This is a genomic window from Arthrobacter sp. SPT-J7 (assembly GCF_059089965.1).
Window position 1 is genome coordinate 411141 of the sequence record NZ_JBNHFF010000004.1, and the last position, 15314, is coordinate 426454.

The following is a 15314-nucleotide window of genomic DNA, read 5'->3' on the forward strand; positions in this document are numbered from 1 at the left end:
AGGCAAGCCAGGTGAACAAGGGTCTACCCGGCCAGCATGCCACCTTCTCAGTCCTCAGGGATACGAAAAACCCCTAGAACCATGGGTCCTAGGGGTTTGCTGGAGCCCCCTGCCAGAATCGAACTGGCGACCTTTTCATTACGAGTGAAACGCTCTACCGACTGAGCTAAGGAGGCGGGACGCTGCACCGTTGCCGGGCTGAATCCACGAAGAACAACTATATGGGAGCCGTGGCGGGACGGTCAAAACGGACCGGCCCGCCGGGACCGGCCGGCTCAGGAGCAGACGGTGCCTTCGGCAGGCATGGCCCCGTCGGCGAAGTAGCTGTCCACGGCCTCGCGGATGCAGGTGTTCCCACGACCGTAGGCTGTGTGCCCCTCGCCCTCGTAGGTCAGCAGCGTGGCTGACTGCAGTTCCTTGGCCATCGATTCGGCCCACTCATAGGGGGTGGCGGGATCCCCGGTCGTGCCGATAACCAGGATGGGGGCGGCGCCCTCGGCGTGGATCGGGGCGCGTTCGCCTGTCGGTTCATACGGCCAGTCCCGGCAGTTCGCCCCGCCGAAGGCCAGGTAGCGGCCGATGGTGGGGGAGGCCCGCTCCAGTTCCTTGGCGTCCTGGCGCATGCCGGCCAGATCGGTCACCATCGGGTAGTCCAGGCAGTTGATCGCCATGAACGCGTCCGTGGTGTTGTTGGTGTAGTGGCCGTCGGGATCGCGTCCGGCGCCGGCGTCCGCCAGCAACAGCATGTTGCTGGGATCACCCCGGAACGCGGTGCTCAGGGCCTGCGTCAGGACGGGCCAGCTGGCGTCGTCGTACAACGGGACCAGCAGGCCGGACACGAAGGTCCCCACCGGGACCAGTCGGCCGTCCGGCGCGGTAAGCGGGCTCTCTTCGACGGAGCGGATCAGGTCCCGCAATTGGTCAACGGCGTGGTCCACGCTGCCGCTCATCGGGCAGTCGGCATTGTCCAGGCAATACGCCGTGTAGGCGTGTATGGCATCCTCGAAAGCGGCCGCCTGGCCCAGCGTGACCTGCTCGTAGCTCAGTGCGGGATCCAGCGCGCCGTCGAGCACCATCCGCCCCGTCCGTTCCGGGAAAAGCCCGGCGTAGGTAGCACCGAGGAACGTGCCGTAGGAAAAGCCCAGGTAGTTCAGCTTTTCGTCACCGACCACAGCGCGCAGGATGTCCATGTCCTTGGCGGCGCTGACCGTATCAACATGTCCCAGCACCGGACCGGTCTTCTCCTCGCACTTGGCCGCGAGTTTGGCGGCGTCGTCGATGGCCCGCTTTATATCCGCATCCGAGTCGCGGTCGTAACCAGTCTGCCGGGCCTTATCGCGTTCGGCATCGGTCTGGCAGGTCACCGGTGCGGACCGCTGGACCCCGCGCGGGTCGAAACCAACCAGGTCGTAGTCGCTGCGGAGCTGCTTGGAGAACATCGTCTGCAGGCCGTCGCGCAGCAGGTCGTAGCCGGAGGCGCCGGGACCGCCCGGATTCACCAGGATGGACCCCTGGGCGGAACCGCCGGCGTCGCTTCGGATCGCGGCAATCTTGATTTTTTCGCCGCCGGCGTCCGCGTAGTCCAGCGGCACGTCTATATCGGCGCACTCCAAACCGTTCTCGCAGGGCTTCCAGTCAACGGTCTGCGTGTAGAACGGCATCAGCTCTTCGGCCACGCCATCGGTCACTTGGGCCTGGTCCGCGGGCCCGCGTGCCTGTTCCGGTGCGATCACCGAACAGCCGGAGCCCAGCAGAAGGACGACGGCGGCCAGCACCGCCGCAGCGGAATGGCGCAGCTTTGAGGCGGGAAGGCTGGTGCGGGGCATGCGGGCGGCTCCTGGGTAGTGCTGCGGCGAAAATCGGGTAGGACTCAGAGCAGGCTAACGGCCATGGCTTCCATGGCTAAAACGGGGGCAACGTTGGTGCCCAGGCGCTGCCGGGCCTGGGCGATGGCGTCCATCCTGCCCAACGTCTGTTCGGGGGTGGAACGTTCCGCGTAGCTGATCAGGTCCTGGCGCAGGTAGTCGTTGACCAACTCGGTGCCGGTGCCCAGTTGCAGGGTAAGCACGTCCCGGAAGAAGGTGCTCAGGTCGATCAGCACCCGGTCCAGCGAGTCGCTGAGGCTGCGCTTGGCACGACGTTTCTGGTCTTCTTCCAGCCGCTTGAGCTGGCTGCGGATGGCCGGCGGCATGGCGCCTTTTTCCGGCGCACCCAATGCGATCAGCAACGCTTCGCGTTCGGCTTCGTTGCGCTGTTCGGAGGCGGCTGCGGCGTCGGCGTTGGAAATATCCACCAGCTCGCCGGCGGCGGTGACGGCATCGGCCACTCCGCGCAGCCGCAGCGGCAGCCGAACAATCGTGTCGCGCCGATGGCGCGCGTCGGCGTCGGAGGCCAGACGGCGGGCCACACCGATGTGGCTCTGCGAGACCCGGGCGGCGAAAGCGGCCAATTCAGGATCAGCGCCGTCCCTGCGGACCAGCAACGCCGCAACGTCGTCGGCCGGCGGAATGCGCAGGCTGACCGGGCGGCAGCGGGAGCGGATGGTGACCAGCACGTCCGCCGGGCTGGGAGTGCACAGCATCCAGATGGTCCGCGGCGGCGGTTCCTCGATGGCCTTGAGCAGCACATTGGTGGTGCGTTCGGTCATCCGGTCCGCGTCCTCGATGATGATCACACGCCAGCGGCCCGAGGACGGCTTGTCCTGCGCCTTGCCGACCAGCTCGCGCATCTCCTGAATGGAAAAGGTCACGTTCTCGGTGGCCACCAGGGTGGCGTCCGCGTTGGAGCCGGCCAACACGGTGCGGCAGGCGTGGCAGGTTCCGCAGCCGCGCTCGGCCGGATCCTGCTGTTCGCAGAGCAGCGCGGCGGCGAAGGACTTGGCGGCGTTGCTGCGGCCGGAGCCGGGCGGGCCGGTGAACAGCCAGGCGTGTGCGGGGCGTTCGGCGGCCGCCGCGCGGCTGAGCTGTTCAATCACCGCGCTCTGGCCGGGCAAGTCGGACCAGACGCTCACGAGATCAGCTCCTGGACCCGGTCCATGATGGCTTCGGTAATGTCCTCCCGGGCGGCGCTGGCGTCCAAGACCAGATATTTTTCCGGAGCAGCGCCGGCCAGCTCCAAGAACGCCCCGCGGATCCGCGAGTGGAAGTCGTCTGGCTCGGACTCCAGCCGGTCTTCGGCAGCGTCGTCGGCCGTACGGCGGTCGCGGCCCTGCTGCGGGGCGACGTCCAAGAGCACGGTCAGGTCCGGCAGCAGCCGCTCCGTGGCCCAGAGGTTGAGCTCCCGGACTTCGGTCAGGCCGAGTCCGCGGCCGGCACCTTGGTAGGCCACCGAGGAGTCGATGAAGCGGTCGCACAGCACCACGTCGCCGCGTTCCAGCGCCGGCCGGATGACCTGTTCCACGTGGGCAGCGCGGGAGGCGGAAAAGATCAGTGCTTCGGTGCGGGCATCGATCTCGCCGTGGCCGTGTTCGAGCACCAGCGCACGCAGCTTTTCGCCAACCGGCGTGCCGCCCGGCTCCCGGGTGCGGAGCACCGTGCGCCCCATCGCCCGGAGGCGGTGCTCGACGGCGGTGGCTTGGGTTGATTTTCCGGCCCCGTCCCCGCCTTCGAATGCGATGAAGAGGCCGCTGGCGTGGGCGGGCTGGCGGTCGGAACTCACCTGATTAGCCTAGCCGGAATCGTCGGGGCACGCGGGACGGTCACAGTTAACGTGTGGATGGGGGCGGGTACTAATCTGCTGTCATGACTGACGCCTCCTCCCGCGACCTCCAGCATGCTGAGCATCTTGCTCCGGACACCGTGGTGGTGGCTGCCGGACGCCCGCCTCGGGACCACGATGCCCCGGTCAATCCGCCGGTGGTGCTGTCCTCCACCTTCTTTGGTCGTGGCGAAGTGGTCCAAGGGGACCGCGCCTACGGGCGTTATTCCAACCCGACCTGGGATCCCTTTGAGGAGACCTTGGCCGAGCTGGAGGGCGCCTCGCTGCCCGGCCTTGTCTTCGCGTCGGGCCTGGCCGCCGTCTCGGCGGCGTTGTCGCTGATTCCCTCCGGCGGGGTGTTGGTGATGCCGCGGCACAGCTACCAGGGCAGCCTGGCCATGGCCGAGCAATTGGCCGAGCGGGGCGAACTGGAGTTGCGCACGGTGGACATTGCGGACACCGACGCCGTGACAGCGCAGCTGGGCGGCGCCGACATGTTGTGGCTGGAAAGCCCAACCAACCCGATGCTCGAGATCGCCGAAATGGAGGCTCTGGCCAGCGCCGCCCATCAGGCCGGTGCCCTCGTGGTCGCCGACAATACCTTTTCCACGCCGTTGGGGCAGCGTCCGCTGGCGGCGGGGGTCGACGTCGTGGTGCATTCGGTGACGAAATATCTGGCCGGCCATTCGGACGTGGTGCTGGGCGCCGTCGTGACCTCCAACGAAGAGCTGCGCTCCAGGCTGCTGGTGCACCGGTCGCTGCACGGGGCCATCGCCGGTCCGTTCGAGACCTGGCTGGCGCTGCGCGGCGTGCGGACCCTGGCGCTGCGGGTCGAGCGCTCCCAGGCCACCGCCGGCGAGTTGGCCCGCAAATTGCAGCAGCACCCGGCGGTGGAGGCCGTGCGGTATCCGGGCCTGCCCGAAGATCCAGGCCATGCCCGGGCCGCCGCCCAGATGGACGGCTTCGGCTCCATCGTCGCCATCCAGGTGAAGGGCGGTGCTGCCGCAGCGGACAAGGTCATCGACGCGCTGCAGCTGTGGCTGCCGGCAACCTCGCTCGGCGGGGTCGAGTCGCTGATCGAGCGGCGCCGTCGCCATGTTAATGAGCCGGACAGCGTGCCGGAGGACCTGCTGCGGCTCTCGGTGGGGATCGAGAACCCTGCCGACCTGTGGGCGGACCTGAACCAGGCGCTGGTCGCGGCCGACGTGTGAGGCTGCCGAAACATACCGCCACCAGTTAGGCTTAAGGCGTGCAACTTGCCTACGAGATCCAGTACTGGCTTTACATGGTCCTGGGGCTGATAGCCCTGGTTATTGAACTGTGGGCGCTGGCCGATTGCGTGGGCCGCAAGGCCGACTATTTCCAGGCCGCGTTCAAGAAGACCAAGGGGTTCTGGCTCGGCGTGCTGGTGGCTGCCACGGCAGTCGGCGCGTTGGCCGCTTTGGGGGCCGGCGGCCTGGGTACGTGGATGATCTTCCAATTGGCTGCCGCCGCGGCGGCCGGCGTCTATCTGGCGGACGTCAAGCCCGCCCTGATCGAGGTCAAGGGCGGCGGGTCGGCTTACCCCTGGTAAGCGGACCGCAACATGCATCGACTGTGCTGATCTGGTCCACCGCCTGAGGCGATTCCGGGCGTTACAGCGGTTGGGGAGCAACCGCTTTCCACGCGACGGTGACCTCGCCCAGACGCCAGCGCGAGGGGCCATCCAAAACCGGCCATCCGGCGTCGTGCAATGATTTGCACATGGCCAGCCAGCGCTGCCGGTGCCCGAACGGGGCCAGTGGCGCCGCGTCTGCCCACGCGCGGTCCAACGCCCGCAGATAGCGGTGCACCGGCTCGCCGGGCACGTTGTGATGGATCAGGGCCTTGGGCAGCCGCTCGGCCACTTCCGACGGCCGCGTGAACGCGCCGAAGCGCAGCGAGATGCTCAGCGAGAGCGGTCCTTCCGGGGCGACGGCGATCCACGTGGCCCGGCGTCCGATTTCATCGCAGGTGCCGTCGACGAACAACCCGCCGGGGGCCAGCCGGCCGCATACGGTGTCCCAGGCTGCGCCGAATTCGGACTCTGGGTACTGCCGCAGCACGTTGAAGGCGCGGACCACCGTGGGCCGCCGGCCGGAGACCGGGATTTCGAACCCGCCCTGGCGGAAGCTCAGGCCCGGGCGTTCCAGCGGCTTGGCGACGGCGACGCGGGCCGGCTCGATTTCAATGCCGATCACTTCAACATCGGCGCGCACCCGGCAGAGGCGGTGATGGAGTTCGACGGCGGTGGTTGGCGCGGCTCCATAGCCCAAATCGATGACCAGCGGGTCCGCCGCCCGGCGCAGGCGGGTGGCTTCGGGGCCGGCTAGCCAGCGGTCCATTCGCCGCAGCCGGTTGGGGTTGGTGGTGCCCCGGGTAACAGTTCCAATGGGTCGGCGGACCGGCCGGCTGGCGGTCGTGGTGGTCTGGGGCACGAAAAAAAAGAATAAGCGGCCTGCTGCCCGGCACAGGTCGCAGCGGGGCCGATTGTGCCCAAGCTCACGCGGAAATTTCTTCCCTGCACCGGCAAGTCCGACGGCGTAACGTCGCGGCGGAGCCGCCGGTGTGGGGCGGCACTCCGCTAGGATTGCTGCCATGACAGCCACTTCGAAACACACGCTGGTCCTGTTGCGCCACGGGCAGAGCGACTGGAACGAAAAGAACCTCTTCACCGGCTGGGTCGACGTCCCGCTGACAGACCTGGGACGCAAGGAAGCGCACCGGGGCGGCGAACTGCTGGTCGAGCACAACCTGCTGCCGGACGTTCTGTACACCTCCCGGCTGAAGCGCGCCATTGTCACCGCCAACATTGCGCTGGAGGCCGCCGACCGCAGCTGGATCGACGTCAAGCGCAGCTGGCGGCTGAACGAGCGCCACTACGGTGCCCTGCAGGGCAAGGATAAGGCCCAGATCCGCGACGAATTCGGCGAGGAACAGTTCATGATGTGGCGCCGCTCCTACGACACCCCGCCGCCCGCCTTGGACGACGCCAGCGAGTGGTCGCAGGTCAACGACCCGCGCTACGCCGATCTGGGCGACAACGTTCCGCGGACGGAGTGCCTCAAGGATGTGCTGGAGCGCTTCCTGCCGTACTGGGAGTCGGATATCTCCGTGGATCTGACGTCCGGCAAGACCGTGCTGGTGGCCGCCCACGGCAACTCGTTGCGCGCGCTGGTTAAGCACCTGGACGGCATCAGCGACGATGACATCGCCGGGCTGAATATCCCCACCGGCATCCCGCTGGTGTACGAACTGGACGAGAACCTGAAGCCGGTCAACCCGGGCGGCACCTACCTGGATGCGGACGCCGCGGCGGAAGCCATCCAGGCCGTGGCCAACCAGGGCAAGAAGTAACCGCTGGCTTAAACCGGAAGGCCGGCTCCCCGCGGGGAGCCGGCCTTCCGGTTTAAGGGTCTGGCTAAATGGACTGGGCGTTGGGCCGCCACTCGCCGGTCACCAGGTAGGTCACCTTGCGGGACACCGAGACGCCGTGGTCGGCGAAGCGCTCGAAGTAGCGGCTGGCCAGCGAGACGTCCACCGTGGTCGGTCCGGATGAGTTCCATGCCGGATCGGCGATGGCCTTGAAGACGCCGGCGTGCAGTTCATTGACGCGGGAGTTGCTCATGTCAATCTGGGCGGCGAGGTCCAGGTCGCGGGTCTCCAGCAGTTCGGTCAGCTTCTCGGAGATCGCAATGTCCTGCACCGCGAACTCCCGGAACGTCGGGCGCATCGACTCGGGGATCACGTAGTCCGGGTAGCGCAGGCGGACCAGCTGGGCGATGTGCCGGGCAAGGTCGCCCATCCGCTCCAACGAGGCGCTCATCCGCAGGGCGCCCACGATCATGCGCAGGTCGGAGGCGACCGGCCCCTGCAGCGCCAGGATGTCGATGGAGCGCTCGTCCAGATCCGTCTGGAGGAAATCGATCCGGGCGTCGGCGGCAATGACTTCCTGGGCCAACTCGATGTCTGCGGTGTCGAGCGCAGTGGTTGCCTTTTGCATTGCCTCGGTGACGAGCCGGGAAATCTCTACCAGCTGCTCTCCGACTTGATGGAGCTCGGCCTGGAAAACCTTGCGCACTGGCGTCCTTTCGCTTGTGTTCGTGAGCATACGGGACCTAGCATCCCATTCGCATCACACCTTGTCAGGCTGCGGTTAACTATTACGTTGCCTCAGGTGAACGTTAGTTGAACGCCCTGACGATTACTACTGGATCGGCCTGATGCTGTGCGGCGCTGCGCCTAAGCTAGAGGCGTGGATCCACTGTTTATTGGCCTCCTGGCAGGCCTCGTCGGCTTGGCGCTGGGCAGCTTCGGAGTGCTCGCGTTCGGCCTGAGCGACCGCCAGCGGCGCCGGCTGCAGGAAGTTGCCGAGCCCACCTTGCCGGACGGCGCTGCCGAGGTGCTGTCCGTCGTCGGCCGCGCCTACGTGGTGGTGGACGCGATCGACGGGGTGGTGCGCGCCAGTCCGGCCGCCTACGCCTTCGGGCTGGTTCGCGGTCACACGATAGTGCACTCCGAACTGTTGGAGCTGACTGCCCGGGTCCGCCGCGACGGCGTGATCGAAGAACGGCAATTGGAACTGCCGCGCGGACCGCTGGGCCAGGGCACCATTGTGGTGCAGGTACGGGTGGCGCCGATCGGCGAGGAATACATCCTGCTGCTGGCCGATGACCGGACCGAAATTACCCGGACCGAGGCGATGCGCAACGACTTCGTCGCCAACGTGTCGCACGAGCTGAAGACTCCGGTCGGGGCCATCTCGCTGCTGGCCGAAGCCATCGACGACGCCGCCGACGATGCAGAAGCCGTCCGGCGTTTCGCCGGCCGCATGCACAAGGAAGCCCGCCGGCTGGGCGCGCTGGTGCAGGACATTATTGAGCTGAGCCGGTTGCAGGGCGCGGACGTGGTGCAGGGCGGTACCGAGGTGGACCTGAACGCAGTGGTCGCCGAAGCCGTGGACCGCAACAAGCTCACCGCGGAAAGCCGCCACATTGAACTGTCGGTGGGTGGAAGCATTGGTGTCCCGGTCTTCGGTGATGCCGAATTGCTGACCACCGCGCTGCGGAACCTGATCGACAACGCGATCCGCTACGCCCCGGAACGAAGCAAGGTCGGCGTGGGACTGCGCGTGCGCGAAGGCCTGGCGACCGTTTCGGTGACCGACCAGGGCCCGGGCATCACCCCCGACCAGCAGGACCGGATCTTCGAGCGGTTCTACCGCCTCGACGATGCCCGCTCGCGGCAGACCGGTGGAACGGGCCTGGGCCTGAGCATTGTTAAACACGTCATCTCCCAGCACGGCGGGGAAGTATCGGTGTGGTCGCAGCCCGGCCAGGGCTCCACCTTCACCATACGGCTGCCGGAAATGGAGCAGGAAGACGGTGGCACCACTGAATCCGTGGAGCCGCGTACGCAGGGCGCCGGTGTGGCGCATGAACAAGGAGTCGGTGCTTGACCCGCATTCTGGTCGTCGAAGATGAAGAGTCGCTGAGCGATCCGTTGAGCTATCTGTTGGGTAAAGAAGGCTTCGAAGTCGAGGTGGTGGATAACGGGCTGGATGCCATTGTGGCGTTCGACCAGGCCGGCGCGGATCTGGTCCTGTTGGACCTGATGCTGCCGGGACAGTCCGGAACGGAAGTATGCCGGCAGTTGCGGCAGCGTTCCTCGGTCCCGGTCATCATGCTCACCGCCAAGGACTCGGAGATCGACAAGGTCGTGGGACTCGAATTGGGCGCCGACGACTACGTCACCAAGCCCTATTCCTCGCGCGAGTTGGTGGCCCGGGTGCGTGCGGTGCTGCGCCGCCAGGGCGAACCGGAGGAATTGGTGCCGAACACCGTGTCCTCCGGCCCCGTGCGGATGGATGTGGAAAGGCACGTGGTCAGCGTGGACGGCGAACCGGTATCGCTGCCGCTGAAGGAATTCGAACTGCTGGAGATGCTGCTGCGCAATTCCGGCCGGGTGCTGACCCGCGGGCAGCTGATTGACCGGGTCTGGGGCTCCGACTACGTGGGCGACACCAAGACCCTTGACGTACACGTCAAGCGGCTCCGCAGCAAGATCGAGCCGGATCCGTCTGCACCGCGCTACCTGGTCACCGTGCGCGGACTGGGTTACAAGTTCGAACCGTAAGCCCGCAGTCGCTGCCAGCCAGCCATCTCAAAGGCCGGGCCGCTTCCTGGAAGGGAAGCGGCCCGGCCTTTGAGATGTGACAGCGGGATATCAGGCGCCGGACTCTTGGGTCGCCTCGCCCGACGGTGCGGTGCTTTCCTTCGGCGCGGACGTTTCGCTCGGCGCCGGGGTGGGGACGTAGCTGCTGTACTCCGGCAGCGTGCCGTCCAGCACCGGGACCTTCACGTCGGCCGATTCGTTGTTCACGCGGACCGTCACATTGGCCAGGGCGCCGGGAGCGGCCCCCGGGCGGTCAACGGTGGTCTTGTTCGCCTCGTCCTCGAAGCGGATCTGACCGTCGGCCGGAACGGTGACGGTGGCGGTGCTGCCCGAGCCCGTCAGGCTCAGCTGCACGGGGGAATCGGACTTGTTCACCACGGTGCCGAGGAGGCGCCCGGTGGAGTCAGCGTTCTCGGCAACAACCATCAGGTTGCGCAGGCCGATCGGGCCAACGTTGGCCACAATGCCGTCGCTGGCGGAGTAGGACTTGGTGGTGGCCTGTTCGTTGATTGCGCCGCATCCGGTCGATGCGAGCAGGGTGAGCGCGGCGGCGCCTGCTACAAGGGTGCGCTGCACACGGTTCTTCGGCGCAATCTTCACGGCAGAAACTCCTCAGTATCAATCAGGTGCGGTGCTGCAGATCTAGGCAGCTTGCCTCGCCTAGCCTATCGGCAAACCGGTGAAAAGTAGGATTCGACGTTTGTAAGAATCCGCTCGGATGCATCAAATCTGCAATCCGTCAAGGGGGTCAGGGGCTGCATTTTAGCCCCCGGACAGCCTGCTTGCCCTGCAAACTCGCGGAAGTGGCTAAATCATCCGTGGTAAACTAGTGGTCGGGAAAGGGGATACTACAGATGGTATTTGAGGTCGGCGAGACGGTTGTTTACCCTCACCACGGTGCCGCAAAGATCGAAGAGATCAAAATGCGCACCATCAAAGGTGAAGAGAAGATGTATCTCAAGCTCCGGGTTGCCCAGGGCGATCTGACAATTGAAGTTCCGGCGGAGAATGTGGACCTGGTCGGGGTTCGCGATGTGGTGGGCAAGGAAGGCCTCGAGCATGTGTTCGATGTGCTCCGTGCCGAGTTCACCGAAGAGCCGACCAACTGGTCCCGCCGTTACAAGGCGAACCTGGAAAAGCTGGCCTCCGGCGACGTCATCAAGGTAGCGGAAGTTGTTCGCGACCTGTGGCGCCGGGACCATGACCGCGGCCTCTCCGCGGGCGAGAAGCGGATGCTGGCCAAGGCACGGCAAATCCTGGTATCCGAACTCGCGCTGGCCGAGAAGACCGACGAAGACAAGGCGGCAGAAGTCCTCGACGAGGTCCTCGCTTCCTGATTGTGCTCCAAAGCGGCCGGCATCCACAGGGTGCCGGCCGCTTTTGCATGCCGCGGACGGTGCGGGTTCCCCGATTAGGCTAGGGGGATGAGCACAGCAGAGGCATCAGTGGGCGTGATCGTGGTGGCGGCCGGCTCCGGCACCCGGCTGGGCTACGGCCTGCCGAAAGCACAAGTCCCGCTGGCCGGTGAGCCGATCCTCGCGCACGCGCTCCGCGGCGTCCTGGCAGCCGGGGTGGCATCACGTATCTGCGTGGCCGTTCCCGCCGGGGATACAACGCTGCGGCAGGTCTGTGCCGGCTTCGCTGCTGACCATCCGGAGGTAGCGATTTCAACGGTCGACGGCGGTGCCTCCCGGGCGGCCTCGGTCGCCGCCGCGCTGCGCGGGCTGGGGGAGGGCGCCGCCTCGGTCCTGGTGCACGACGCCGCCCGGGCACTCACCCCGCCCGAAGTGTTTCAGCGGGTCGCGGGCGCGCTGGCGGCCGGCGCCCGCGCCGTCGTTCCCGCGGTAGCAGTGGTGGACACCATAAAAACCGCGACGCCGAGCACCGGAGCGGAGGCGGACATTGCACCGGAAAAAGTGGCAGCGACGGTGGACCGCACACAACTGCGGGCCGTGCAAACGCCGCAGGGGTTCGACGCCGCGGCGCTGGCCCAGGCGCATAACGGCCTGGCCGACCTGGCGCCGGACGAGGCCGACGGCATCACCGACGAGGCGCTGCTGATGGAACGCAGCGGCGTGGAGGTCATGCTGGTGCCCGGCTCGGCGCAGGCCCTGAAGATCACCACGCAGCTGGATCTGGCCGTGGCCGAAGCCCTGCTGGCAGCCCGCCAGCCTCGACACATCATGGAAGGCTGACCGTGCCTGAATTTCCGTACCCCATCCCGCGCACCGGCATTGGTGTGGACGTGCACGCTTTCGCCGGCTCGGACGACCCCCAGCCGTTGTGGCTGGGCGGACTGCTCTGGGAGGGCGAGCAGGGCCTGGCCGGCCATTCCGACGGCGACGCTGCTGCTCATGCAGCCGCCGACGCGCTGTTCTCCGCAGCCGGAGTGGGCGACCTGGGCACGCACTTCGGCACCGACCGGCCGGAGTACGCGGGCGCATCGGGCGTGCAGCTGCTGTCCGAAGCCGCCCGGATCGTCCGCGAGGCCGGGTTCGAGATCGGCAACATTGCGGTCCAGCTGGTCTGCAACCGGCCCAAGTTCGGACCCCGGCGGCAGGAATCCGAGGCCGTGCTCAGCGAGGCCGCGGGCGCATCGGTCAGTGTCTCGGCCACCACCAGTGACGGACTGGGGTTCACCGGCCGTGGCGAGGGGATCGCGGCGGTGGCCACCGCCGTCGTTGTACCGCTGCCCTGAGCAACGCACGGCATTCAGCAACACACGGCTTTCAGCAACGCACGGCTTCCAGCAACGCACCCGGCGGGCCGTTGGCCGAGTTCAACGGCGGACCCGCACCGGGCGGGACCAAGCAGCGGTTCGCACCGGTACCGCGCGCGCGGCTACGCTAGAGCGGTGAGCCTGAGATTCTATGACACCGCCACCGCGCAAGTCCGCGAGTTCGTCCCGCTGGTTCCGGGTAAGGTGGGGCTCTACTACTGCGGTGCCACGGTGCAAGGCGACCCGCACGTGGGGCATATCCGCTCGGCCATCGCCTTCGACCAGCTCACCCGCTGGCTGCGCTACAGCGGCTATGACGTCACAGTGGTGCGCAACGTGACGGATATTGACGACAAGATCCTGGTCAAGTCCGCCGAATCCTTCCGCCCGGATGCGGCCGAGGACCCGCTGGTGCCGGTGCCGAACGAGCCCTGGTGGGCGCTGGCCTACCGTTATGAGCAGGAGTTCGCCAAGGCCTACGACACGCTCGGGGTGGAACGGCCCACCTACGAACCGCGCGCCACCGGGCACATCCCGGAGATGCACCGGCTGATCCAGCAGCTGATCGACCGCGGCCATGCCTACCCTGCGCTGGACGATTCCGGCGACGTCTACTTCGACGTGCGCTCCTGGCCTGAATACGGCTCGCTAACGCACCAGCGGATCGAGGACATGCAGGCCGCGCCCGACGCCGGCCCGCGCGGTAAGAAGGATCCGCGCGACTTCGCGTTGTGGAAGGGACACAAGGAAGGGGAGCCGGAGACCGCCAGCTGGACCAGCCCGTGGGGCGCCGGCCGGCCGGGCTGGCACCTGGAGTGCTCCGCCATGGTCACCAAGTACCTGGGCGCCGAGTTCGACATCCACGGCGGGGGACTGGACCTGCGGTTCCCGCACCACGAGAACGAAGTGGCGCAGTCCCGGGCAGCTGGCCACGGGTTCGCCAACTTCTGGATGCACAACGGCATGGTCACCTTCGAGGGCGAGAAGATGTCCAAGTCGATCGGCAACATCATCACCCCGGCGCAAATGCTGCAGGACTCCAGGCCACTGGTGGTCCGCTACTACCTGGGCCAGGCACAGTACCGGTCCGCGCTGGATTACAACCCCGGCTCACTGGTGGAAGCGGCCGCCGCGGTGGAGCGGATCGAGGGCTTCATGCAGCGGGCGCTGAAGTTCCTCTACGGCGAGGGGCAGTTCGGGCTGATGGTCACCGAACGGGTGCCGGAGGCCTTCGCCGCCGCGATGGACGACGACCTCAACGTGCCGCAGGCGCTGGCCGCGGTCCATGAGACGGTGCGGGCCGGCAACACTGCGCTGGACGCCAAGGACAAGGAAGCAGCCACCCGCGCGCTGCACCAGGTCATGGCGATGACCGACGTGCTGCACATCAACCCACTGAACCCGCACTGGCACGCCGGCGGCGAGGACACCGCTGCCCACCAGGCCCTGGACACGCTGGTGCGCGCCCAGCTGGAGGAGCGCCGTGCGGCCCGGGCGGCCAAGGACTGGTCCCGCGCCGATGCCATCCGCGACACGCTGGCCGCGGCCGGAATCGTGGTGGAGGACTCGGCCGAGGGCGTGAGCTGGAGCCTCGGCTGACGGCAGCTTGCACGGTTGGCGGTACCCTTAAAGCCAGACGGTTCCCGTCGGGCTAACCGGCCACCGCCGGTGTGCGCCAGTGGGAACGCACCTTCCCCAACACCAAAGGTAGTTTTCGATGGCCAACAAACCTCGCCCCGGAGCGGTGCGCAAGTCCAAGAAGGGACCGACCACAGGAACCGGCGGCCACGGGCGCAAAGCGCTTGAAGGCAAGGGGCCGACGCCGAAGGCCGAAGACCGCCCCTACCACAAGGCGTACCGCAGCAAGCAGCTCTCCGAACGCTCCGCCGCCAAACACCAGGGCGGCCAGCGCGGCCCCTCCGCCCGCCGCGGCAAGTCCGCCGGCGAGATGGTGACCGGACGCAATTCCGTGGTGGAAGCGCTGCGCGCCGGGGTGCCGGCCAAGGCACTGCATGTAGCGGTCCGGATCGAGATGGACGACCGCGTCAAGGAGTCCCTGAAGATCGCCGCCGAGCGCGGCATCCCGGTGATGGAATCGCACAAGCCGGAACTGGACCGGATGACCGACGACGCCGTCCACCAGGGCCTGGTCTTGCAGATCCCGCCCTACGAATACCAAGACGCGTTGGAGCTGGCCGAGGAAACCATGGCCAAGTTCAAGAAGGGCTACATCAACAACGCGCCGCTGTTCGTGGCACTGGACGGGATTACCGATCCGCGCAACCTCGGCGCCATCATCCGTTCCGCGTCCGCCTTCAGCGGCCACGGCGTGGTGGTGCCCGAACGCCGCTCCGTGGGCATGACGGCCTCCGCCTGGAAGACCAGCGCCGGCGCGGCCGTGCGCGTGCCCGTGGCCAAGGCGAACAACCTGACCAACACCCTCAAGGCCTTCCAGCAGTTGGGCATCTTCGTGCTGGGACTGGACGGCGAGGGCGACGTCTCGCTGCCTGACCTGTCCCTGGCCACCGAGCCGGTGTGCCTGGTCGTCGGGTCCGAGGGCAAGGGTCTCTCCCGGCTGGTCCGCGAGAATTGCGACCAGATCGTCTCTATCCCGATCGATTCGGCAATGGAATCGCTCAACGCCTCGATGGCCGTGGGCATCAGCCTGTACGAAATATCGCGGCAGCGAGCCCGCTAGGAGCTGGAC

The 15314-nt window shown here is 67.0% G+C and carries 16 protein-coding genes and 1 tRNA gene; 10 read left to right on the top strand and 7 right to left on the bottom strand.

Annotated elements, in window-relative coordinates:
• Positions 1-100 precede the first annotated feature (100 nt).
• From AC5RWX_RS09445 to tmk, 4 genes are all read right to left on the bottom strand, one after another.
• Positions 101-176 (bottom strand) — tRNA-Thr (locus AC5RWX_RS09445).
• Between the two features lie 99 nt (positions 177-275).
• Positions 276-1826, bottom strand: coding sequence for an alpha/beta hydrolase (locus AC5RWX_RS09450; RefSeq protein WP_494097283.1), 1551 nt, complete (start codon positions 1824-1826; stop codon positions 276-278).
• Between the two features lie 44 nt (positions 1827-1870).
• On the bottom strand, positions 1871-3010 hold the full coding sequence (locus AC5RWX_RS09455) for a DNA polymerase III subunit delta' (protein WP_494097284.1): 1140 nt from the start codon (positions 3008-3010) through the stop codon (positions 1871-1873).
• Entirely contained in the window at positions 3007-3657 is a 651-nt protein-coding gene (tmk, locus tag AC5RWX_RS09460) for a dTMP kinase (protein ID WP_494097285.1), read from the bottom strand. Before tmk ends, AC5RWX_RS09455 begins: the two co-directional genes overlap by 4 nt.
• Positions 3658-3740: 83 nt before the next feature.
• Here tmk and AC5RWX_RS09465 point away from each other — a divergent pair, with 83 nt between their 5' ends.
• Together AC5RWX_RS09465 and AC5RWX_RS09470 are read left to right on the top strand one after the other, a co-directional pair.
• Positions 3741-4907 carry a trans-sulfuration enzyme family protein gene (locus AC5RWX_RS09465; RefSeq protein ID WP_493944445.1) on the top strand — a complete coding sequence of 389 codons (1167 nt, stop codon included), beginning with the start codon at positions 3741-3743 and terminating at the stop codon, positions 4905-4907.
• A 38-nt stretch (positions 4908-4945) separates the two neighbouring features.
• Entirely contained in the window at positions 4946-5269 is a 324-nt protein-coding gene (locus AC5RWX_RS09470; RefSeq protein ID WP_493942139.1) for a DUF2516 family protein, read from the top strand.
• A gap of 61 nt (positions 5270-5330) precedes the next feature.
• Here the strand turns inward: AC5RWX_RS09470 and AC5RWX_RS09475 are convergent, their stop codons facing one another.
• The gene (locus tag AC5RWX_RS09475; RefSeq protein WP_493942141.1) at positions 5331-6059 is read right to left on the bottom strand and encodes a class I SAM-dependent methyltransferase; all 729 of its coding nucleotides are present in this window, start codon (positions 6057-6059) and stop codon (positions 5331-5333) included.
• Between the two features lie 253 nt (positions 6060-6312).
• Between AC5RWX_RS09475 and AC5RWX_RS09480 the strand changes: the two genes are divergently transcribed.
• Complete coding sequence (locus tag AC5RWX_RS09480) at positions 6313-7071, top strand: phosphoglyceromutase (protein ID WP_493944444.1); 759 nt, start codon at positions 6313-6315, stop codon at positions 7069-7071.
• Between the two features lie 64 nt (positions 7072-7135).
• Here the strand turns inward: AC5RWX_RS09480 and phoU are convergent, their stop codons facing one another.
• Positions 7136-7795, bottom strand: coding sequence for a phosphate signaling complex protein PhoU (gene phoU / locus AC5RWX_RS09485; RefSeq protein ID WP_493941425.1), 660 nt, complete (start codon positions 7793-7795; stop codon positions 7136-7138).
• A 174-nt stretch (positions 7796-7969) separates the two neighbouring features.
• Between phoU and AC5RWX_RS09490 the strand changes: the two genes are divergently transcribed.
• Both AC5RWX_RS09490 and AC5RWX_RS09495 read left to right on the top strand, forming a co-directional pair.
• A complete protein-coding gene (locus AC5RWX_RS09490; RefSeq protein ID WP_493941426.1) occupies positions 7970-9172 on the top strand; it encodes a sensor histidine kinase in 1203 nt (400 codons plus the stop codon).
• A complete protein-coding gene (locus AC5RWX_RS09495) occupies positions 9169-9849 on the top strand; it encodes a winged helix-turn-helix domain-containing protein (protein WP_494097286.1) in 681 nt (226 codons plus the stop codon). Before AC5RWX_RS09490 ends, AC5RWX_RS09495 begins: the two co-directional genes overlap by 4 nt.
• A gap of 90 nt (positions 9850-9939) precedes the next feature.
• Here the strand turns inward: AC5RWX_RS09495 and AC5RWX_RS09500 are convergent, their stop codons facing one another.
• Positions 9940-10488 (bottom strand): hypothetical protein, encoded by a 549-nt coding sequence (locus tag AC5RWX_RS09500; protein WP_493941429.1) that lies wholly within the window; start codon positions 10486-10488, stop codon positions 9940-9942.
• A gap of 254 nt (positions 10489-10742) precedes the next feature.
• Between AC5RWX_RS09500 and AC5RWX_RS09505 the strand changes: the two genes are divergently transcribed.
• From AC5RWX_RS09505 to rlmB, 5 genes are all read left to right on the top strand, one after another.
• Positions 10743-11225, top strand: coding sequence for a CarD family transcriptional regulator (locus tag AC5RWX_RS09505; RefSeq protein WP_127513280.1), 483 nt, complete (start codon positions 10743-10745; stop codon positions 11223-11225).
• A gap of 87 nt (positions 11226-11312) precedes the next feature.
• Positions 11313-12083 carry a 2-C-methyl-D-erythritol 4-phosphate cytidylyltransferase gene (gene ispD, locus AC5RWX_RS09510; protein WP_493944440.1) on the top strand — a complete coding sequence of 257 codons (771 nt, stop codon included), beginning with the start codon at positions 11313-11315 and terminating at the stop codon, positions 12081-12083.
• Positions 12084-12085: 2 nt separating this feature from the next.
• Positions 12086-12586, top strand: a complete 501-nt coding sequence (gene ispF / locus AC5RWX_RS09515; RefSeq protein WP_493941431.1) for a 2-C-methyl-D-erythritol 2,4-cyclodiphosphate synthase — start codon at positions 12086-12088, stop codon at positions 12584-12586.
• A 156-nt stretch (positions 12587-12742) separates the two neighbouring features.
• Positions 12743-14206 (top strand): cysteine--tRNA ligase, encoded by a 1464-nt coding sequence (gene cysS / locus AC5RWX_RS09520; RefSeq protein WP_493957352.1) that lies wholly within the window; start codon positions 12743-12745, stop codon positions 14204-14206.
• Positions 14207-14324: 118 nt separating this feature from the next.
• Entirely contained in the window at positions 14325-15305 is a 981-nt protein-coding gene (gene rlmB, locus AC5RWX_RS09525; protein ID WP_493941433.1) for a 23S rRNA (guanosine(2251)-2'-O)-methyltransferase RlmB, read from the top strand.
• The last annotated feature ends 9 nt before the right edge of the window (positions 15306-15314 follow it).